The organism is Myxococcota bacterium (genome assembly GCA_041389495.1).
GTDB lineage: Bacteria > Myxococcota_A > UBA9160 > UBA9160 > UBA4427 > JAWKRT01.
In genome coordinates this window covers 85,512-105,036 of sequence record JAWKRT010000007.1, presented here as the reverse complement: position 1 = coordinate 105,036, position 19,525 = coordinate 85,512, and the positions used below count along the sequence as shown (strand labels likewise).

General features: G+C 75.0%; 17 protein-coding genes. 4 read left to right on the top strand and 13 right to left on the bottom strand.

What is annotated here, in order from left to right; all coding sequences use genetic code 11:
- Positions 1-35 precede the first annotated feature (35 nt).
- Genes R3E88_22425 through R3E88_22395 form a run of 7 tightly spaced genes read right to left on the bottom strand, consistent with a single transcriptional unit; the run spans position 36 to position 5,360 of the window.
- Positions 36-281 carry an acyl carrier protein gene (locus tag R3E88_22425; protein ID MEZ4219237.1) on the bottom strand — a complete coding sequence of 82 codons (246 nt, stop codon included), beginning with the start codon at positions 279-281 and terminating at the stop codon, positions 36-38.
- Between the two features lie 51 nt (positions 282-332).
- Complete coding sequence (locus R3E88_22420; protein MEZ4219236.1) at positions 333-1,616, bottom strand: beta-ketoacyl-[acyl-carrier-protein] synthase family protein; 1,284 nt, start codon at positions 1,614-1,616, stop codon at positions 333-335.
- A complete protein-coding gene (locus R3E88_22415) occupies positions 1,613-2,080 on the bottom strand; it encodes a 3-hydroxyacyl-ACP dehydratase FabZ family protein (protein ID MEZ4219235.1) in 468 nt (155 codons plus the stop codon). Before R3E88_22415 ends, R3E88_22420 begins: the two co-directional genes overlap by 4 nt.
- Complete coding sequence (locus tag R3E88_22410) at positions 2,073-2,810, bottom strand: 3-oxoacyl-ACP reductase family protein (GenBank protein ID MEZ4219234.1); 738 nt, start codon at positions 2,808-2,810, stop codon at positions 2,073-2,075. Before R3E88_22410 ends, R3E88_22415 begins: the two co-directional genes overlap by 8 nt.
- Positions 2,807-3,403, bottom strand: a complete 597-nt coding sequence (fabA, locus tag R3E88_22405; GenBank protein MEZ4219233.1) for a bifunctional 3-hydroxydecanoyl-ACP dehydratase/trans-2-decenoyl-ACP isomerase — start codon at positions 3,401-3,403, stop codon at positions 2,807-2,809. Before fabA ends, R3E88_22410 begins: the two co-directional genes overlap by 4 nt.
- Positions 3,404-3,405: 2 nt before the next feature.
- The gene (locus tag R3E88_22400; protein ID MEZ4219232.1) at positions 3,406-4,413 is read right to left on the bottom strand and encodes a 3-oxoacyl-[acyl-carrier-protein] synthase III C-terminal domain-containing protein; all 1,008 of its coding nucleotides are present in this window, start codon (positions 4,411-4,413) and stop codon (positions 3,406-3,408) included.
- On the bottom strand, positions 4,410-5,360 hold the full coding sequence (locus tag R3E88_22395; GenBank protein ID MEZ4219231.1) for an SDR family oxidoreductase: 951 nt from the start codon (positions 5,358-5,360) through the stop codon (positions 4,410-4,412). Before R3E88_22395 ends, R3E88_22400 begins: the two co-directional genes overlap by 4 nt.
- Before the next feature lie 460 nt (positions 5,361-5,820).
- On the opposite strand from R3E88_22395, the gene R3E88_22390 reads away from it, so the two are divergent.
- Positions 5,821-6,279: a RimK/LysX family protein gene (locus tag R3E88_22390; GenBank protein ID MEZ4219230.1), complete on the top strand. Its 459-nt coding sequence runs from the start codon at positions 5,821-5,823 to the stop codon at positions 6,277-6,279.
- Here the strand turns inward: R3E88_22390 and R3E88_22385 are convergent.
- From R3E88_22385 to R3E88_22370, 4 genes are read right to left on the bottom strand one after another with little or no spacing between them, the layout of a single operon-like run.
- The gene (locus R3E88_22385) at positions 6,276-8,804 is read right to left on the bottom strand and encodes a fused MFS/spermidine synthase (protein ID MEZ4219229.1); all 2,529 of its coding nucleotides are present in this window, start codon (positions 8,802-8,804) and stop codon (positions 6,276-6,278) included. The genes R3E88_22390 and R3E88_22385 overlap by 4 nt on opposite strands.
- Before the next feature lie 34 nt (positions 8,805-8,838).
- Positions 8,839-9,966 carry a GDSL-type esterase/lipase family protein gene (locus R3E88_22380; GenBank protein ID MEZ4219228.1) on the bottom strand — a complete coding sequence of 376 codons (1,128 nt, stop codon included), beginning with the start codon at positions 9,964-9,966 and terminating at the stop codon, positions 8,839-8,841.
- On the bottom strand, positions 9,966-11,699 hold the full coding sequence (locus R3E88_22375) for a hypothetical protein (protein MEZ4219227.1): 1,734 nt from the start codon (positions 11,697-11,699) through the stop codon (positions 9,966-9,968). The genes R3E88_22380 and R3E88_22375 overlap by 1 nt, the downstream gene beginning before the upstream one ends.
- Complete coding sequence (locus tag R3E88_22370) at positions 11,696-13,933, bottom strand: hypothetical protein (protein MEZ4219226.1); 2,238 nt, start codon at positions 13,931-13,933, stop codon at positions 11,696-11,698. The genes R3E88_22375 and R3E88_22370 overlap by 4 nt, the downstream gene beginning before the upstream one ends.
- 60 nt (positions 13,934-13,993) lie before the next feature.
- On the opposite strand from R3E88_22370, the gene R3E88_22365 reads away from it, so the two are divergent.
- Positions 13,994-14,710: a ceramidase domain-containing protein gene (locus R3E88_22365; GenBank protein MEZ4219225.1), complete on the top strand. Its 717-nt coding sequence runs from the start codon at positions 13,994-13,996 to the stop codon at positions 14,708-14,710.
- Here the strand turns inward: R3E88_22365 and R3E88_22360 are convergent.
- The gene (locus R3E88_22360) at positions 14,662-16,404 is read right to left on the bottom strand and encodes a fatty acyl-AMP ligase (GenBank protein ID MEZ4219224.1); all 1,743 of its coding nucleotides are present in this window, start codon (positions 16,402-16,404) and stop codon (positions 14,662-14,664) included. The two genes, R3E88_22365 and R3E88_22360, sit on opposite strands and share 49 nt — an antisense overlap.
- Positions 16,405-16,606: 202 nt before the next feature.
- Between R3E88_22360 and R3E88_22355 the strand changes: the two genes are divergently transcribed.
- On the top strand, positions 16,607-16,843 hold the full coding sequence (locus R3E88_22355) for a phosphopantetheine-binding protein (GenBank protein MEZ4219223.1): 237 nt from the start codon (positions 16,607-16,609) through the stop codon (positions 16,841-16,843).
- A gap of 38 nt (positions 16,844-16,881) precedes the next feature.
- Here R3E88_22355 and R3E88_22350 read toward each other — a convergent pair whose 3' ends face one another.
- Complete coding sequence (locus tag R3E88_22350) at positions 16,882-18,126, bottom strand: acyl-CoA dehydrogenase family protein (GenBank protein MEZ4219222.1); 1,245 nt, start codon at positions 18,124-18,126, stop codon at positions 16,882-16,884.
- A gap of 97 nt (positions 18,127-18,223) precedes the next feature.
- Between R3E88_22350 and R3E88_22345 the strand changes: the two genes are divergently transcribed.
- Positions 18,224-19,480, top strand: a complete 1,257-nt coding sequence (locus R3E88_22345; protein MEZ4219221.1) for an MBOAT family O-acyltransferase — start codon at positions 18,224-18,226, stop codon at positions 19,478-19,480.
- The last annotated feature ends 45 nt before the right edge of the window (positions 19,481-19,525 follow it).

The window sequence follows — 19,525 nt, the reverse complement described above, 5'->3', positions numbered from 1 at the left end:
CGGACGCGGGCCGCCGCCGCGGCCATGCGCTTCCGCTAGAGCTTCGACGTGATGAGCGTGACGGCGTCGCCGACCGTGTTCACCGAGTCGACGTCCTCGTCCGCGATCTCGATGTCGAACTCGTCCTCGAAGGCGATCACGACGTCGACGAGGCGCGCCGAGTTGACCTTGAGGTCGTCGAGGATGCTCGTGTCCATGCCCGCGTTCGCGAGCGCCTCCTCGTTCTTGGCCCACGGCGTCAGGATCTTCACGACGCGCTGCATGACCTCGGCCTGATCCATTGCTCGATCCTCCTGTTGGGTACCGTCGGGTACGATCGTTCGTTGCCGCGCCTACTCGCCCGTCCACTTCCGGAGGACGAGGCAGGCGTTGACGTCGCCGAAGCCGAAGCCGGCCTTCACGACCGTGCGCAGCTCGGGCAGCTCGCGGAGCGCGTGCGGGATGGCGCCGTCGAAGGCGGCGATCTCCGGGTGCACGTCCTCGCAGTTGATCGACGGGTGCGCGAAGCCGCCGTCGAGCATGAGCAGCGCCGCGACGGACTCGATCGCGCCGGCCGCGCCGAGCGCGTGGCCGATCAGCGACTTCGTCGCGACGAGCGTCGGGAAGTCCGAGGCGGAGCGGCCGAGCGCCTTCGCCCAGGACGCGACCTCGCGCGGGTCGGCGCCGGTCGCGGTGAGATGGCCGCTGATCAGGTCGACTTCGCCAGGCTCGACGCGCGCGTCGGCGAGCGCGCCCTGCACGCAGCGCACGACGCTCTCGGGGTTCGGCGCGGTCATGCTTCCGCCGCCGCGGTGGCCGCCGCAGTTGATCGCGGAGCCGAGCACCTCGGCGTAGACGCGCGCGCCGCGCGCGCGCGCGGACGCGAGGCTCTCGAGCATCACGACGCCCGCGCCCGAGCCGGGGATGAAGCCGCCGGCCGAGGCCGACATCGGCCGCGACGCCTTCTCGGGCGCGTCGTTGAAGTCGCGGCACAGCACGCGCATCGCGTCGAAGCCGGCCCAGATGTACGGGCTCGCCGCCTCGGCGCCGCCGCAGAGCATGCGCACGGCCTGGCCGCGGCGGATGCGCTCGGCGCCCATCGCGATGGCCTCGGTGCCCGTGCTGCACGCGCTCGAGTTCGTCGTCACCTGGTTGCCGAGCGCGAGCTGGCCCGAGACGCGCGCCGAGATGCCGCTCGCCATCACCTGCTCGACGGCGGTCGAGCCGAGCCGCCGGATCTTGCCGGCGTTCGTGAACGGCACGACGCGCTCGGCGGTCGTGTCCATGCCGCCGATGCCCGTGCCGAGGATGGCGCCCGTGTCCCAGTCGACGCGGTCGTCGTCGCGCGCCGGGCGCGCGAGGCCGGCGTCGAGCCACGCCTCGACGGCCGCGAGGCTCGCATAGCGATGGCTCATGTTCATCGCGAGCAGCTCGTCGGGGTCGAACGTCGCCTCGGCGAGCGCGTCGACGCCCTGCGGCACGCCGGCGACGCGGCACGCGAAGCCGTGCTCCTCCATCGCCGCCTGGTAGGCGAGGCCCGAGCGCCCTTCGCGCAGCGCCCGCGCGAACGCGTCCTTGCCGTTCGCGTTCGGCGCCACGACGCCGATGCCCGTCACGACGACGCGCGCGTCGCTCATCCCTGCACCCCCATCCCGGAGACGGTTCCCGACGCCACGACGGTGCCGTCGTCGAGCGTCATCTCGACCTGCGAGCGCAGCTTGCGGCGGCGCCAGAACTGCTTGCGGCCGACGGTCGTGACGCGCTGGCCGGGGAGCACCTGGCCGGTGAAGTCGACCGCCGCGTCGGTGAAGATCGTGAGCGTCTTCTCGAGCGCCTCGCGGCCGCCCGCTTCGCACGACATGAGGTAGATGCCGAGCGCCACGATGCCGGCCTGCGCCATCGCCTCGGTGAGGAGGACGCCGGGCGTGATCGGGTTGCCCGGGAAGTGACCGCGGTAGAAGTCGGCGTCGGGGCGGAACGTGTAGCGCGCGACGATGTGGTCGGCGTCGAGCTCGACGATCTCGTCGATGAAGCGGAACGGCTCCTGCTGCGGCACGCGCGCGAGCGTCTCGGCGGCCGTGAACGGGACGGGATCAGCCACCGTACATGCCTCCGTTCACGTGCAGGACCGTGCCGTTCACGTACGAGCCGCGCGTCGCGAGGAAGGCGACGACGTCGGCGACCTCGTCGGCGCGGCCCATGCGGCCCTGCGGGATGCGCCCGAGGATCGAGTCCTTCACGTCGGCCGGCAGCTCTTCCGTCATCTCCGTATCGATGAACCCGGGCGCCACGGAGTTCACGAGGATCTCGCGCCCGGCGAGCTCCTGGGCGAGCGACTTCGTGAACGCGTCGAGGCCCGCCTTCACCATCGTGTACGGGATCTGGCCCGCGTTGCCGGTGTGGCCGACGACGCTCGACACGTTGATGACGCGCCCCGTGCCCGCGCGCAGCATGAAGCGGCGCAGCACGAGCTTCGTGAGGTACCACGTGCCGCGCGCGAGCGACGCCACGGCGTCGTAGTCGTCGAGCTTCATCGTGAGCACGGGCGCGTTCACGTTGTAGCCCGCGTTGTTGACGAGCACGTCGACGCGGCCCGCCTCGTCCTTCAGCTGCGCGACGATGCCGTCGACCGCGGCCGGGTCGGCGATGTCGCCCTGCACGGTGAACGCGCCCGCGAGCTCGGACGCGAGCTTCAGCGCGCTCTCCGCGCTCGAGCGGTAGTGCACGGCGACGCGGAAGCCCTCGGCCGCGAGCGCGCGGCAGCACGCGGAGCCGATGCCGGTTCCGCCGCCGGTCACGAGGGCCACGGGACGCTCGGAAGCCTCGCTCATCGCTCGATCCGCCCTCCTCGCGCGTTCTCCGACTCGAGCGGGTAGTCCGGGTACTGGATGCCGCGGAAGAGCCCGACGCGCGCGTCGTTCACCGTGTAGATCTCCTCGCCGTCGACGAGCACGCGCGCGTTGCCGAGCACGAGCGAGGCGCCCTTGTCGGGCATGTCGCTGAAGCGGCGCACGTCGATGTCGTAGGTGACGACCGCGTCGTGCGGCCGGATCTGGCCGAAGAAGTCGACCTCCTTGCAGCCGAGCGCGCGGCCGGCGCCGAGCCCGCCGCGCCACACGCAGTAGAAGCCGAGCATCTGCCACACCGCGTCGACGCCGAGGCAGCCGGGCTGCACCGGGTCGGCGTTGAAGTGGCACTGGAAGTACCAGGCGTCGAGCAGCACGTCCTGCTCGGCCACGATCTTCCCGCGCGCGCCGCGCGCGGAGATCTCGACGACGCGGTCGACCATCAGCATCGGCGGCGTCGGCAGGCGCGTCACGAACCCGTCGGGCGCGTCCTTCACGAGCCGCCCGTACGTGAAGGCGAGGATCTCCTCCTTCGTGAAGTGATCGCGCGCCTTGAACTCCTCGTACGTGAGCGGCACGGCTAGGCGCCTCCGCCCGCCGCCGCGCCGAAGCGCAGCAGGTAGCCCGACCACGTGAGCCCGGACCCGACGCCGACGACGCCGACGTCGTCGCGCTCCGTCCACTTCTCCCAGCGCATCGAGACGACGGTCGCCGCGCTCGCCGCGCCCGTGTTGCCGTACCAGTCGACGTTGAAGTGGTGGCGGTCGTCCGCGACCTCGCAGCGCCGGCACACGTTCTCGAGCATGCGCAGGTTCGCCTGGTGGCCCACGAAGTGGAGCGCCCGGTCGGCGTCCTCGAACTCCGCGCGCAGCTCCTCGAAGACGTCGCACGTCTTGCGGATGGCGAACATCTGGACCTTGCGGCCCTCCTGCGCGAAGTGACCGAGGCGCGGCACGACGACGAAGGGCGCGCCCTCCGGGCTCGAGCGCAGGCGGTTGCCGAGGATGCGCGCGCGGCCGGGCTCGCGCAGCGAGACGACGGCGGCGGCCGCGGCGTCGCCCCACAGCACGGCGGCCGAGCGGTCGCGGTAGTCGACGGTGCGCGAGAGCGCCTCGGGCGCGCACACCAGCACGAAGGGCGGGAGCGCGTCGTCGCGCATCAGCGAGAGCACGTAGAGCTGCGCGAACAGGCTCGTGCAGGCGCTGTTCACGTCGAAGACGGGCACCTCGAGCCCGAGCTCGCGCGCGATGTACGCGGCCTCGCACGGCGACGCGCTGTCGGGCGCCGAGCAGCCGGACACGACCATGCCGATCTGGCTCGCGTCGATGCCCGCGCGCTCGATCGCCATGCGCGCGGCGCGCGCGGCCATCTGCGGGTTCGTGACGGTCGCCGCCTCGAGCCCCGCGCGCGGGTCGACGTTCTTCGTGGCCTGGATGTAGTCGAGCGGGAGCGTCGTGCGGCGCGAGCGGATGCCGACGCGCTCCATGATCCACTCGTCGTTCGTCCCGATGTCGAGATCCTCGAGGAAGCGGTTCGTGATCTCGTTCGTCGGGTGGAAGTGCCCGAGGCCGTGCAGGTGCAGCGTCACCGCGTGGCCCCCGAGATGTGTTCGCCGCCGTCGACGCGGATCACCTCGCCGTTGATCCAGCCGGCGGCCGGCAGCGAGAGCAGGTGGATGACGCCCGCGACGTCGCGCGGCGTCGTGAGCCGGCCGAGCGGGTTGCGGAGCCGCGCCTGCGCCTTCAGGTGGTCGCTGCCGGGGATGGCGGCGAGCGCGGGCGTCTCGGTGACGCCGGCCTGCACCACGTTGCAGCGCACGCCGTAGGGCCCGAACTCGACCGCGATCGAGCGCGCCAGCGCCTCGAGCGAGACCTTGGCGGCGGACACCGCCGCATAGCCCTTCCACGCGACCTCGTTGCCCTCGCTCGTGAGGCCGAAGACGCGCGCGTCGTCCGCGAACAGCCCGGCGTGGAAGACGCCCTGCACCCAGCCGAGCAGGCTCGTGCCCATCGAGAGGATCGTTCGGCCGAAGTCCTCCTCGTCGAGGTAGGACTTCTCGGGGTAGGTCGGGGCCGAGGTCAGCGTGTGGAGCCCGTCCTCCGCGCCCTCGGCGAAGATCTCGTCGGCCGCCGCGACGACCTTCTCCGGGTCGACGCCGAGCTTGCGCGCGAGCGCCGCCGCCGCGCTGCGCGGCTCGGCCTTCTCGGGCGCGATGAGCTTCAGGTTCCCGAACGCGATCGAGTGGAGGAGGACGCGCACCCGGCCGTTCGCGCCGAGCGCACCGCGGAGGTCGGCGACGACCTCCTCGCGGCGCTCGGGGCTCGTGGCGTCGACGTTCCAGGTCCGGACCTCGACGCCGAGGCCGCGGATCTTCTCGAACTCGGGCTCGATGCGGGCCATCGCGCCGCGCCGGTCGCGGTGCACGATCGCGACGTTCATGCCGGCTTCGGCGAGCCGCATCGCGGTCGCCAGCCCGAAGCCGCTCGAGCCGCCGAGGATCAGCGCCCACGAATCGTTGGGGAACTCACTCGCCACTGCTCGCCCTCCTGCGCAGCTCACTCCGCGCCTTCACGCACGCGAGCCGCGCGACGGCCGGTCGCGCGGCTCCTGCGTACGCCGATCTCCGATCGAGGGGAGGGCGCGCCCGCTCCGAGCGCGCCGACCCAGCTGATCCGGACTGTTCGCGGACGGCCCCCACCGGCTGCGGACGACGCTGCAGCCGAGTTGCGTGCGCCGGAACGTAGCCCGGCCGGTCCGCGCCGATTGCGAACGCTCTGCAAAATCTCGCCGAACGGATTCCTCGAGCGCGGGGGGCGTGCGCGGGAACGGCGATCGAGTAGCACGCCGCTGACTCGAAGTCAGTAGGTGGCACTCGAGATCGCGCGCCCACTCCTCGCCGCCGGGCGCCCGGCCCGGCTGGCCGCGCGCGAGCGGGCGGCCGGACCGCCCGGTTCGCTACATCCCTCACCCGCAGGGAGCCGGGGAGAGCGACGGCTTGTCGCAGAAAGACAGGATCGGCTGGATCGAGGAGGTCGCGCTCCCGGAGTGGGGCATTCCCCGGCTGCGCGCGAAGGTCGACACCGGCGCGCGCACGAGCGCGCTCCACGTCGCCCGCATCCGCCCGCTCGCGCGCGGGCGCGTCGCCTTCGAGGTCGTCGTCGGGCGCGGCTCCGCCCGCGCGCCGGTTCCCGTCGTCGCCCGCGTCACGCGGCGCGCGCGCGTGCGCTCGAGCAACGGCGCCTACGAGACCCGCTACTTCGTCGCGACGACGCTCGCGCTCGGCGCCGTCGAGCGCGCGATCGAGCTGAGCCTCGTCGACCGCAGCTCCATGACGCACCGCATGCTGCTCGGTCGCACCGCGATCGCGGGCGACTTCGTCGTCGACGTGAGCCGGCGCTTCCTGCTCGGCCGCCGCGGTGCGCGCACCGCGCGCGCGACGCGCGGCCCGCGCTAGTCGGCGGCCGCGCGCGGCCCGCCCACCGGCGCGCCCACCGACGCACGCACGGGCGCGCGCGCGAGCAGACGCGCGCACGGCCCCTTCGCGAGCGCGCGATCGAGGCGCGCCTGCGCGTCCGCCGGCGTGACGCCGAGCTCGGCGAGCCCGCGCAGGTGCGGCAGCACGGGCTCCTTGTAGCGGCAGTAGCGCTGGAGCAGCTCGCGCGCGGCCTCGTGCGAGCGCGTGAACTCCTGCAGGTACGACCCCGTGATGTGGTTCGACACGCCGTAGGCCGACTCGCGCGCGCGCGGCACGTCGAAGTCGAGCCGCGTGCGGTCGTCGGTGATGACGGGCGCGTCGCCCGCGAACGCGCGCACCGCCGCGTCCTCCATCACGAAGAGCGCGAGGAAGTCCCACGGCGTGCGCACGTGGATCGAATCGAGGTCGGCGCGCACCTTCGGGTTCGCGAACGCCGCGCGCACGCGGCGCAGGTCGGGCGGGTTCGGCTCGACGCTCCCGTTGATCACCCAGCCGTAGAAGAGCGGGCCGTGCCAGACCTGCACGTGCGGGAACACCTCGGCCGCCGTTCGCATCACCATCCGCAGCGACTCCTCGGGCGTGTAGGAGACGTTGAGCCAGATGCTGAAGATGCCGCCCTCGGCCAGGTGATCGCGAGCGAGCTCGAAGAACTCGCGCGTGTAGAGGTTCACGACGCCGGCGGTGTGCAGCTCGGGCGGGTCGAGGCGGATGACGTCGAAGCGCCGATCGGTCGTGAGCAGGAAGTTGCGCCCGTCCTGGATCGTCAGGTGCACGCGCGGGTCCGCGAGCACGTCGCGGTTCGTCGACGCGAAGTGCGGCGCCGCGTCGACGACGCCCGGCGAGAGCTCGACCGCGTCGATGCGCTCGACCGGATACTGCGTGAGCGACGACAGCGAGTTCCCGACGCCGAAGCAGATGCTCAGCACCTCGCGCGGCGCCGCGTGCGGAACCATCGCGACGTGCGCGTACGAGCGGTCCTCGAAGACGGTCGACGTGCCCGCCGTGCCGCGCCCGTCGCCGTACCGGATGAGGCGCGTGCCGAGCCGGTCCTCGGTCACCATCACGATGTCCGTGACCTGCTCCTTGTACATGAGGAGCTTCCCGTAGCGCTCGGCGAAGATGGACTTGAAGAGGTCGCCCGGGATCATCGCGAAGGCGCCGAGCGCGAGCGCGCCGAGCGCGCCGGCCGCGAGCGCGCGCGCGTTCGGCGACGCCGCGGGCAGCACGAAGGCCGCGCCGAGCGCGAGGTTCACGAGGAGCAGCGCCGTGAACGTGCCCGCCATGCCGATCCACGGCAGCAGCACGAAGCCGATCGCGACCGCGCCGAAGATCGAGCCCACCGTGTTGAGCGTGTAGGCCTGCGCGACGCGGCGGCCGACGACGGCCTCGGACTCGACGATCGCGCGCGTCACGAACGGGAAGGTCGCGCCGAAGAGCAGCGTCGTGCCGAGCAGCGTGAGCGTCGTGACTGCGAAGATCAGCACGATCACGCGCCACCACGAGCCGAGCCCGCCGATCGCGCCGGCGATCGCGGGCATCCAGTGGAGCAGGTGCGTGTAGAGCAGCAGCGAGGCGAGCACCGTCGCGGCGACCGCGATCCACAGCCACCCGAGCACCGCCGTCGGCCGGCGCACGCGGTCGGCGATGCGCGAGGCGACGGCGCTGCCGAGCGCGATGCCCGCGAGGAACGTCGCGAGCATGGACGTGTAGGCGTAGGTCGAGTTGTGCGTGAACTGCTCGAGCGCGCGCGTCCACAGCACCTCGTAGCCGAGCGCGGTGAACCCCGACACGCCGAAGCCCGCCGCGACCGCGAGCGCCCCGCGCGAGAGCGGCGCCGCGGCGTCCGCCCGCGCAGCCACCTCGGGCGCGCGCACGGCGCGCCGGCCGAGCGCGACGGCGATCGCGCCCACCGTCACGTTGAGGCACGCGGCGACCGTGTTCGTCGCCGAGAGCCCGAGGCTCGGGATCAGCGCGAAGCCCGACGCGACGCAGCCCGCGACCGCGCCGAACGTGTTGATCGCGTAGAGCGAGCCCGTGCCGCGCCCGATCGCGCCGTCGTCGTCGACGATCGCGCGCGAGAGCAGGGGCAGCGTCGCGCCCATCAGCGTGCAGGGAACGACGAGCACGGCGAACGCCACGACGAAGCGCGCCGCGGTCATGGCGATGCCGCCGCCGCCGAACGCGTCGTGGATCCAGACCTCCGCCGGCGCGAGCCCGAAGAGCAGCCGCAGCGCGAAGAAGCCCGTCACGCCGACGCCCATCTCGGCGAGGCCGAAGGCGAGGAAGGGCCGCGTCAGGCGGTCGGCGACGCGGCCGGCGAGCATCGCGCCGAGGGCGAGCCCGGCCATGAACGCGCACAGCACGGTGGTCGCGGCGTAGACGCTGACCGACATCGTGAGCGACAGCGCCCGCATCCACAGCACCTGGTAGACCAGGCCCGAGGCGCCGGAGCCGAAGAAGAGCAGCAGCAGTGCGCGACGCGGCGCCGGGGAGGAGACAGGCACGGAGCGGGTCGGTATCACGCCGCATCCCGCGGCGTCAACGAGGCTCGCCCTTCGCGCTCGCCGCTGCCGGCGCCGGCGCGCCCGCGGCCGGCGCACCGCCCGAAGGCAGGATGCCCGCGCGTCCGAGCTCCTCCGCGACGACCTGCGCGGCGATTGCGTGGCCGCGCGCGTCGGGGTGGAAGTAGTCGAGCATGGGCGGGCGGCCCGCACGCGAGGCGCGCCGGAACGGCTCGAGCAGGTCGACCGCCGCGATGCCTTCGTCGCGCGCGAGCCGCACGAGCCGCTGCTGCAGCGGGTCGGGCGCACTGCCGGGCGCGCCCGCGAGCTGCTCGAAGTGCGGGAACAGCACGAGCGCGAAGCGCGCGCCCGACGCGCGCGAGGCGCGCGCCATCTCGCGGTAGCGCGCCGCGAGCCAGTCCCACGCCGGGCCGTCGGCGGCGTCGGCCGGACGCGCGCCGGCGCGCCGCGTCGGCTCGTCGAGCGTCGCCTGCGCGCGCGCGAGCCACGCGTCGTAGGCGCGTGAGCACGCGCGCGACGCGAGGCACGCCCGCTCGAGCAGCGACAGGCCGCGCGCCGCGTGCGTGCGCTGGGAAGGGTCGGGGAAGGCCGCGTCCGGGAGCGCGCCGAGCCGCGTGCGCGCGTGGTGGTCGAAGTGGATGGTCGGGTCGGCGAGGTCGTTCACGCAGAACTGCACGAGCACGACGTCGGGCGCGAACGCGAGCCCGCGCCCGCGCAGGAGCTCGGACTCGGTGTACGGGTTGTAGCCGCCGATGCCGAGGTCGAGCACCTCGGCGTCCGGTCGCACCGCGCGCAGCCGCTCCTCGAGCCGGCTCGGCCAGGCCTCCTCGAGCTCGACGCCGAAGCCGAACGTCACCGAGTCGCCGATCGCGACGACGCGGAACGCGCCGGGCGGCTTCGCGAGCGCGCGTTCGCGATCGCGGAAGCCGAGCGAGTTCGTCGCATAACGAGGCCCGCCCGCGGGCTGCGCGACCGCGTTCGCGCGCAGCTCGTACAGCCAGCCCGCGTCCGGGCGCAGGACGTGGAGCGCGCGCAGGTCGGCCGTCTCGCGCCGCGCGTCGAGCACGCGCACGCCGAGCTCGACGATCGCGAGCCCGACCGCGAGGCCGGCGAGCACGAGCAGCGCGCGCGCCGCGGTGCGCACTAGCGCGCGCCTGCGGCCGGCGCCGGCGGCGCCGCGGGCGCCGCGGGCGACGCCGGCGCGAGCTCGAACACGCGGAAGCCGCCGAAGCGCCGGCCCGGGCGGCGCACGCGCCGCGCGAGCCCTTCGATCTCCGAGAGCTGCGTTCCCATCCAGGTCCTCTCGCCCTCGACGATCGCGAAGCGCGCGGGAGCCGACGCGAGCGCCGCCTCCCACGCCGCGCGCGCCGGATGCGACGGCGCGGGATGCGCGAGCCCCGCATGGAACCACAGCGACGGCGAGAGCGACGGCCGGCCCGCGAGCCCGTAGAGGATCGAGTGGTCGCCGACGAGCACGAAGTCGCCGGGCTCGGCGCGCAGGAACGCGAGCAGCTCGTCGAGGTCGCGCGCCGAGACGGGGCTGCGGCGCGGCGCCTGGAACCACATCGCCTCGAGGCCGGGCGCCGCCGGCCGCTCGGCGCGGGCCGGGTCGAACGCGAGGTCGAGCACGCTGCGCGGCGCGACCGCCGCGCGATCGAAGCGCGCGGTGTCGACCGCGACCATCGCGGCGACGGCGGCGAGCGCGGCCGCACGCGCGCGCGGCCGGCCTGCGAGCGCGCGCGCGAGCCCGACCGCGGCGAGCCCCGCCGCGGCAAAGACGGGCGCGACGCCGATCTCGGGCTGGTTCACGACCGTCGCGAGGAAGAGGGCGCACGACGCGACGAGCGCGGTCGCGAGCGCGAGCGGCGCCGCGACCCGCGCGCCCGGCCGATCGCCGTCGCGCGACGCCGCGCCGCGCGCCCTCTCGCGTGCGGAGAGCGCGGCGGCGAGCGCGACCGCGACGAGCGTCGCGGCCGGCGCGACGAGCGGCGCGTCGAGCCCGCGCGTCAGCGCGGCCGCCGTCGCCATCCGCGCGAGCCGCGGGCCGCCGGCCGCGAGCGGGAGCTCGAGCGCGTAGAGGTGCAGCATCGCGGGCGACGCACCGGCCGCGAAGAGCGCGCCGAGCGTCGCCGCCGCGGCCGCGGCGGCGCCGAGCGCGGCGAGTGCAACGCGCTCCGCGCCGCCGCGCGCGGTGCTCCGCGCGCCGGCCCTCGTGCCGTCCGGCGCGAGCGAGCGAGCACCGTCCGGCGCGGCGCTCCCCGCGCCGCCCGGCGCGAGCGCGAGCGCACACGCGATCGCCGGAGCGCTCGCCGCCGCGACGTTGAGCTTCGAAGCGACCGCGAGCCACGCGAGCGCGCCCGCGGCGAGCGCGGCGCCGCGCTCCGCGCGCGGCCCGGCCGCGCGCGCCGACAGCGCGCCCGCGACGCACGCCGCGAGGGCGAACGCGAACGCGTGCTGCTCGGCGTAGGGCGTCCCGATCGGCGGATAGAGGAGCCAGGTCGAGCCGGCGCCGCACACCGCCGCGAGCCAGCGCGGCGCGCCGTAGAGGCGGAGCAGCGCGAACGCGAGCGCGCCGTACACCGCGTTCACGGCGGACGCGTGCGCGACATAGCATCCCCACGAAACGCCGAAGGCGCGGAACGCGAGCGCCTGCATCGCGATCGGGACGAGGCCCGACGGCGTTCCGAAGTCGCGGAAGGGAACCTGGCCCGACGCGACGCGCCAGCCGCCGTCGAAGACGATCGACTGGTCGAGGGGCATGAAGCCGCGCGTCCCGTAGTGCCAGGCGACGGCCGCGCCGAGCGCGGCGATGGCGGCGGCGACGAGCGCGTCCGCGCGCGCCGCGGCGCCCGGGCCGCGCGTGAGCGCAGCGCTCACGCTCCGCGCACCACGCCGCGCGCGAGCGCGACGCCGACGGCCGCGACGAGCGCGAGGCCGAGCGCCGAGAGCGCCGCGCCGAGCGCGACCGACGCCGGGCGGTAACGCCACTCGACCTCGTGCTCGCCCGCCGCGAGCGCGACGGCGCGCAGCGCGTGGTTCGCCGTCGCGCCGGCGCGCGGCGCGCCGTCGACGCGCACGCTCCAGCCCGGGTACTGCGCGTCGCGCAGCACGAGCAGGCCCGGCGACGCGAGCGTCGCGCGCACGACCACGCGCTCGGGCTCGTCGACGACGACGCGCGCCTCCTCGCGCGCGCCCGGCGGCGCGGGCTCCGCCTCGATCGGCGCGTCCGAGAGCGCGATCGCCTCGCGGAACGGGTCGAAGCCCGGCGCGGTCGCGAGCGCCAGGCTCTCGGCCTCGTCGCGCGCGCGCACGATGCGATGGTGGACGGCGGCGCGCGGAACGGGCTCGCGATAGACGGCGACGCCGCCGTCCGCGAAGCGTCCGACCACGCGGTAGCCCGCCGCGAGCAGCGGGCGCACCTCGCGCGGCGTGCCCGTCACGATGCCGATGCCGAGCGACGCCATCACCCCGGGTGCGTCGGCCATTCCGTTCCACAGCCGCGCGCGCTCCTCGAAGTGGTTGAAGACGGCCCACATGCCGACGCTGCGCACGAGCTCGGCGACGCGCCGCGGCGGCACGGCGGCCTCGTGCCCGAGCGGCGAGGGCAGGCGATCGGCGACGAAGCTCCCCGCGCGGAGCTCGGTCTCGCCGAAGACGCGCGGGTCGTTCGGGAGCGAGGCGCGCAGCTCGCGGAGGAGCGCGGCGCGCGCGGCCTGCGCCTCGAGGTCGGGCGCGCGCTGCGCGCGGCGCACCGTGAGATCGCGGAGGCCGAACGCGACGGGCGCGACGGCGAGCAGGCCGACGAGCGCCGCCGCGGCGAGCGGCGCGCGCGGGCCGACGAAGCGCGACATGCGCGCCGGAGCGGCGACTCCGACGGCGAGCGCGACCGCCGCCGCGAGCGCGATGCCCGCGTCGAACGCGCGGCCGTAGGCGGCGGCCGCCGCGGCGACCGCGAGCGCCGCCGCGATCGCGAAGCGCGCGGGCCGCGCGCCGTCGCGGCGCGCGAACGCGAGGCGGTCGAGGGCGAGCGCCGCGAGGCACGCGCCGAAGACGGGCGCCATGTGCACCCAGCCCCACGCGAAGCGGAACAGGCGATACGGATAGACCTCGTACATGAGCGAGAGCGGCCACGTCGCCGCGAAGAACGCGACGAGGAAGGCGGCGAGCCAGCCGCGCTCGGCGCCGCGCGCGACCCGCGCGCCGACGGCGACGAGCGCGAGCCCGGCCGCGCCGAACAGGCCGAGCGCGCGGTCGTCGAGGTTCGCGAGGCCGATCGCGAAGCCCGAGAGGATGGGATCGAAGCCCTCGCGCGCCCAGTCGATGCGGATGCTCTCGCGCGTCGCCTCGGCGAGCGGAACGAGCTGCACGGCCGCGACGAGCGCGCCGAGTGCGACGAGCCCGACGACCCACGCGGCGCGGCGCGCGAGCGGCGGGCCGGGTGTCGCGAGCGCGACGATGCCGAGCAGCACGGCCGTGTCCATCGGGAACTCGGGATAGCCGGGCAGCCACTGCGCGGCGACGAGCAGCGGCAGCGCGACGCCCGCGCGCGCGCTCCCGCCCGCGAAGCGATGCCACGCGAGCAGGATGGCCGGCACCCACGCGATCTCGAAGCAGTAGTGCGCCTGGTTCGTCGCCGCGCCACCCGCCGACTCGAAGAACCACGCGATGCCGAGGAAGGCACCGACGGCCGCCGCCGCGAGCGCGATGCCCTGCGCGCGCAGGTAGGCGACGAGCCCGACGCAGAATCCGACGACGTGCAGCCAGAACGCGACCTGCAGCGCCGACTCGCGATCGAGGAAGAGGTTGGGAACGACGACGGGCGGGTAGAGCGCGCTGCCCTGCGACGTGCCGTGGAGCGGAAGGCCCGCGAACTCGTACGGGTTCCACAGCGGGAGCCGGCCCGCGCGCCAGGTGGCGGCGATCAGGTCGTGCTTCGCGAGATACATGGCGTAGAGGTCGGCGCCGCCGACCGTCGCCCCGAACGGGCCCTGCGAGGTCGCGATCGCGCACGCCACGAGACCCGTCGCGACGGCGACCGCCGCCGCGACGAGCGCCCCCGCGCCGCGCGCGCGAGGCGCTTCGGACGGGGCGGGCGGGCCGTCGGGGCGCATCGCGCGATCCTAGCCCGCCGCGGCGGCCGACGCGGCTCGGCTCCGTGTTAGGCTGCGCGCGTGCCGGCCCTCGCCCCTCCGCTCGCTCCCGGCTGCCCGTGGAGCGGGTTCACGCCGCCGAACCTCGACTGGTGCGAGCGCGAGCTCTGCGCCTGGATCGTGAACCCCGCCGACACCTGGTCGAACGTCGCCTACCTCGTCGGCGCGCTCGTCATGTGGCGGCTCGCGCGCGGGCGCGCCGACCTCGCGCACTTCGCGCCCGCCTCCGCGCTCGTCGGCGTCTTCTCGTTCGCGTACCACATGTCCTACACGTGGATGCTGCAGTTCTTCGACTTCGTCGGGATGTTCGTGTTCTGCTTCCTCGTGCTGGCGCGCAACGCCGTGCGGCTCGGCCACGTGGCGCCCGGGCGCGAGCGCGCCGTCTGGCTCGGCGGGACGGCGCTCGCGAGCGCGTGCGTGCCGCCGCTCTTCTGGTCGGGCGCGCCGATCCAGGCCACCGTGTTCGTGCTGATCGTCGCGTCGATCGCGCAGGAGGCCGTGCTGTGGCGGCGCGGCCCGCGCGCAGGCTATGCGGCGTACGCGGCGGCGATCGCGCTGCTCGCCGCGGCGGCCGCGTTCTCGGCCGCCGACCTCTCGCGCGCGTGGTGCGACCCCGACGACCACTGGATCCAGGGACACGCGATCTGGCACGTGCTGTCGGCCGCGTCGCTCGTCGCGCTGCTCGTGTTCTACGCGCGGCGGCCCGCGCCCGGGCCCGCGAGCAGCGCGTCGCGGTAGCGCTCGCGCGTCGCGCTGCGCGAGAGCTTGCCGCCCGTCGTCTTCTCGACGCCGTCGGGCGCCACGAGCAGGAGGTGGCGCAGCGCGACGCCCGTCGCGCCGAGCACGGCGTCCGCGATCGCGCGCTCGAGCACGGCGAGCGCGCGCGGCTCGGTCTCGCGCGTCTCGACGACGGCCGCGATCGCCTCGGTGCCCGCGGCCTCGTCGAGCAGGCCGAACGCCACCGCGCATCCGATCCGCACGCCGGGCACGCGGTTGATCGCGTTCTCGACGTCGTCGGGCACGTACTTCTCGCCGCCGATCACGATCAGATCCTTCTCGCGCGCGACGAAGTAGAGGTAGCCGTCGACGAGATAGGCGCGGTCGCCCGTGCGCAGCCAGCCGTCGACGAGCGTGCGCGCGGTGCGCTCGGCGTCGCGGTGGTAGCCCGCGAAGACGGACGGGCCGCGCAGCCAGAGCTCGCCGACGCCGCGGTCCGGCAGCGCGCGGCCGCTCGCGTCGCGCACCTCGAGCTCGCAGCCCGGAATGGGCCGCCCCACCGACACGACCTGCACCCCGTCGCCGGCGACCGGAACGGCGCGGTCGTCGCGCGCGAGCGCGGTGCGGTCGAGCACCTCGCAGCGCGGCGGCTCGCCCGGCGGGTGCACGGTGCCGAGCACCGTCGCCTCGGCGAGCCCCCACGCCGGGCTCATCGCCTCGGGCGCGAATCCGTAGGGCGCCATGCGCTGTGCGAACGCGTCGAGCGTGCTCGCGAGCACGGGCTCCGAGCCGTTCATCGCCATCCGCCAGCTCGAGAGGTCGAGGCCCGCGAGGTCGCGGTCCGAGAGGCGCGTCGCGCAGAGCGCATACGCGAGGTTCGGCGCCCACGAGAACGTGCCGCGCTGCGACGCGATCGCGCGCAGCCAGCAGCCGGGGTCGCGCATGAACTCCTCGGTCGGGATCAGCACCGTGCGACAGCCGGCGAGGAGCGGCAGCAGGAACGCGCCGAACAGGCCCATGTCGTGGAAGAGCGGGATCCAGTTCACGCCGACGTCGTCGGGCCCGAGCGCGAGCGCGCGCGCCATGCCGCGCAGGTCGGCCATCACGGCGGCGTGCGTGACGAGCACGCCCTTCGGCGTCCCCGTCGTGCCCGACGAGTACTGCATCGTGGCGAGCTCGTCGGGGCGCGGGTCGTGCGGCGCGGGCGGCGACGCGCCGGCGTCCGTCGCGTCGCGCACGTCCTCCGGCAGCACGACGCGCGTCGCGCCGAGGAGCGCGGCGCGCTCGCCCGCGAACATCGCGGCGACGTCCGGCGGGCACACGAGCGCGCGCGGCGTCGAGTTCGCGACGACGTGCGCGACGCGGCGCGTGAACACGTCGGGGTCGGCGATGCGGCGCTGCGGCGTCGAGAGCAGCGCCGGGATGCCGCCGGCGAGCACGGCGCCGAAGTAGGCCTCGATCAGGTCCGTGCCCGTCGGCAGCACGAGCACGACGACCTCGCCGGGCGCGAGGCCGAGGGCCGCGAAGTGCGCGCGATAGGCGCCCGCGCGGCGCCAGAGGTCGGCGAGCTTCACGGCGCGCTCGCGGCCGCGGCGGTCGAGCACGACGAGCGCCGTCGCGTCGGGGCGCGCCTCGACGAGCGCGCGCAGCGCGGCCGTCAGCGTCGGGGCCGTGTCGAGCACGTCGAGCGGGGCGGGCGCGCGGTCGAGCGTCATGGGCGGCGGCTCATCGCGCGCGAGCCTAGAGGCGCGCCGGCCGCGGTTCCAGCGCGATGCGCCGGCCTTCCGCGCGACGTGCGCGCGGCCTGCGCGCGCACTGCCGGCGGCCGCGCGCCCGCATCGCGGGCCGCGCGCGCCGCGTTGACGCCCCGCGAACGCCGCCGGTATCGTGCGCCCCCCTCACCACGGCGGAGGCCGCGTGGATCGCGCCCAGGTCGACCAGCAGGTTCGCGAAGTCGTCGCCGAGCACCTCGGCCTCGCGCTCGACGGCGTCGACCTCGACGCGCGCGTCGAGAACCTCGCCAACTCGCTCGAGCTCGGCATGATGGTGATCGCGATGGAGCGCCACTTCGGCGTCGAGTTCGACGACAGCGCGCTCGGCCGCGTGCGCATCCTGCGCGACGTCGCGGACCTCGTCGACCGCGCGCTCGCCTAGCATCGAAGTCGCCGCGCGCGCCTGCGCGGCGCGCGCACCTACTCCCGCACGAGCCCCGGCGCGCGCGCGAGGCCGAGCGCGATGTTGCGGTGGTGGGCCTCGAGCGTGCCGCCCGCGATCTCGACGATCTTCGCGTCGCGCCACAGGCGCGAGACGACGTACTCGCCCATGTAGCCGTAGCCGCCGAGCACCTGGATGGCGGCGTCGGCGGCGCGCTTCGCGGCCTGCGACGCGAAGAGCTTCGCGGCGTCGCCGTCGAGTCGGCTCGTCGACGACGCCGGGTCGAGGCGTCGCGCGGCGTCGTAGACGAGCGAGCGCGCGGCGCGATACTCCGCGAACGCCTCGCCGATGTAGCGCTGCACCTGCCCGTGCTCGCGGATGGGAACGCCGAAGCTCCTGCGCTCGCTCGCGTGCGCGACCATCTCGTCGAGCGAGCGCTGCGCGATGCCGAGCGACAGGGCGGCGAGCGTGAGCCGCTCGATCTCGAGCGTGCGGATCATCGCCATCGCGCCGAAGCCCTCTTCGCCGAGGCGGTTCGCGGCGGGCACGCGCACGCCGTCGAAGAGCAGCTCGGCCGTGAAGGACTGGCGGACGCCGAGCTTGTCGCGCCACTTCTGGCCGAGCGCGAAGCCCTCCATGCCGCGCTCGACGACGAAGGGCGTGATGCCGCGGCGCCCGGTCGCGGCGTAGACGACGAAGGCGTCGCCGGTCGCGCCGTCGTCCGTGCCGCCGTTCGTGATGAAGGTCTTCGTGCCCGTGACGACGTAGTCGTCGCCGTCGCGCTCGGCGCGCGTGCGCATCGCCATGACGTCGGTGCCGCCCTCGGGCTCGGTCATGGCCATGCCGCAGAGCCACTCGCCCGAGACGGCCTTCGGGAGCAGGCGCGCGCGCTGCTCGTCGCTCCCGTTCGCGGCGACGCCGTGCGCGTAGAGGATGGAGTGCGCGAGGACCGAGAAGGCGAAGCCCGGGTCCGACGAGGCGAGCGTCTCGAAGACCTGCACCGCCGCGGTCGCGTCGAGGCCCGCTCCGCCCCAGGCCTCGGGGATCGTGACGCCCAGCAGTCCGAGTGCACCCGCCTTGCGGAAGAGCTCGGAATCGAAGCGCTCGGCGCGGTCGTGCTCGGCGGCGCGCGGCTCGACCTCGCGCGCGACGAACTCGCGCAGCGTGTCGGCGAGCAGGCGGTGCTCGGGCGTCGGGTGGAAGAGGTCGAGCTCGCGCCAGTCCACGATCGTCTCCGTCGGCGCGCGCGCGGCCGGCGCGCGCGCGCTCGCGTTGGTCGACAAGCCCGGGGCCGCGCCTTAGGCTCGCCGCCGCGCCCCGCGCACGTTCGCGGCGGGGCCTCGACTTCGCGCGCTGCGGCGCTGCCGGTGGCGACCTGCCATGGACCTCGCGCCGATCATCGAAGCGCTTCCGCCCGCGCTGCGCCCCTTCCTGCTAGGCCAGTCCGGCATCCTCGTCCGGTACGTCGCGACGGGGCTCGCGTTCGCCGCGCTCGCCGCCCCGCTCCGCCTCGCGCCGCATGCGGTGCGCACGTGGGGGCTCGTCGGGCTCAGCCTCGCCGCGCTCGCGCTGCTCTCGCTCCCCTCGGTCGCCGCGATCTTCGCCGCGTACCTCGTCGTATTCTACGCGGTCGTCGAGCGCGTCCCGCAAGGCCACGTGCGGAGCGCGCTGCTCGTCGCGCTCGTCGCCGCGCACGCGCTCGGCCCGATCTTCCTGCTGCCGGCGCTTCCCGGCTACCAGGGCCCGCCGCGCGACTTCGTGGCGTTCGCGAGCAACCTCACGATGCTGCGCTTCTGGGGCTACGCGTGGGACCGCAGCCGGCGCCGCGAGCCCGAGACGCCGCGCTTCGCCGACTATGCGCTCTTCATGACGTTCTTCCCCGCCTTCCTGAACGGCCCGATCGTGACGCACCTCGAGTTCGCCGAGCGCCGCGTCGACGTCGGACCGTCCGGCGTCGCGACGGCGTTCCGCCGGCTCGCGGTCGGCCTCGCGCTCGGCGCCTTCACCTACGGCGTCCTGCTCTCGTACCGCGACGAGCTCGGCGTCGCATCGCGCACGAACCCGCTCATGGCGTGGCCGAACGCGATCTATACCTATCTGTGGTGGTACCTCGCGTTCAGCGCGTGGACCGAGGCGGCGATCGGTCTCGGGCGGCTCGCGGGCGTCGACCTGCCCGAGAACTTCGACGCCCCGCACCTCGCGTGGGGCCCGGCCGACTTCTGGCGGCGCTGGAACATCACGTTCATGGTCTGGCTGCGGCGCTTCATCTACCTGCCGCTCGGCGGCGCGCTGATCCGCGGCCGCGACGGCCAGCGCCACCTCGAGTGGCGCAACACGTTCGCGGTGTTCGGCGCGGTCGCCGTCTACCACTGGGTCGGCGGGCTCAAGCTGCTCGGCCTCGCGTGGTATCCGTGGACGGCGATCGTGCCGTGGGCGGTCTGGGCGGCGATGACGGGGACGGCCGTGATCGCGACGCGGGCGATGAAGCGCCCGGCGAAGCTCGGACTGCGCGGCGCGGCGGTCGTCGCCGCGACGCTCCTCTTCACGAGCGTCGGCCACATGACGGTGATGTATCCGCCGCAGCTGCCGCTGCGCGGGCTCGTCTCCGTCTTCCGCGGGCTCGTCTGGCCGTTCTGAGCGCGCGGCACGCACCGAAGGCGTGCGCCCGCACGGCGCGCGATG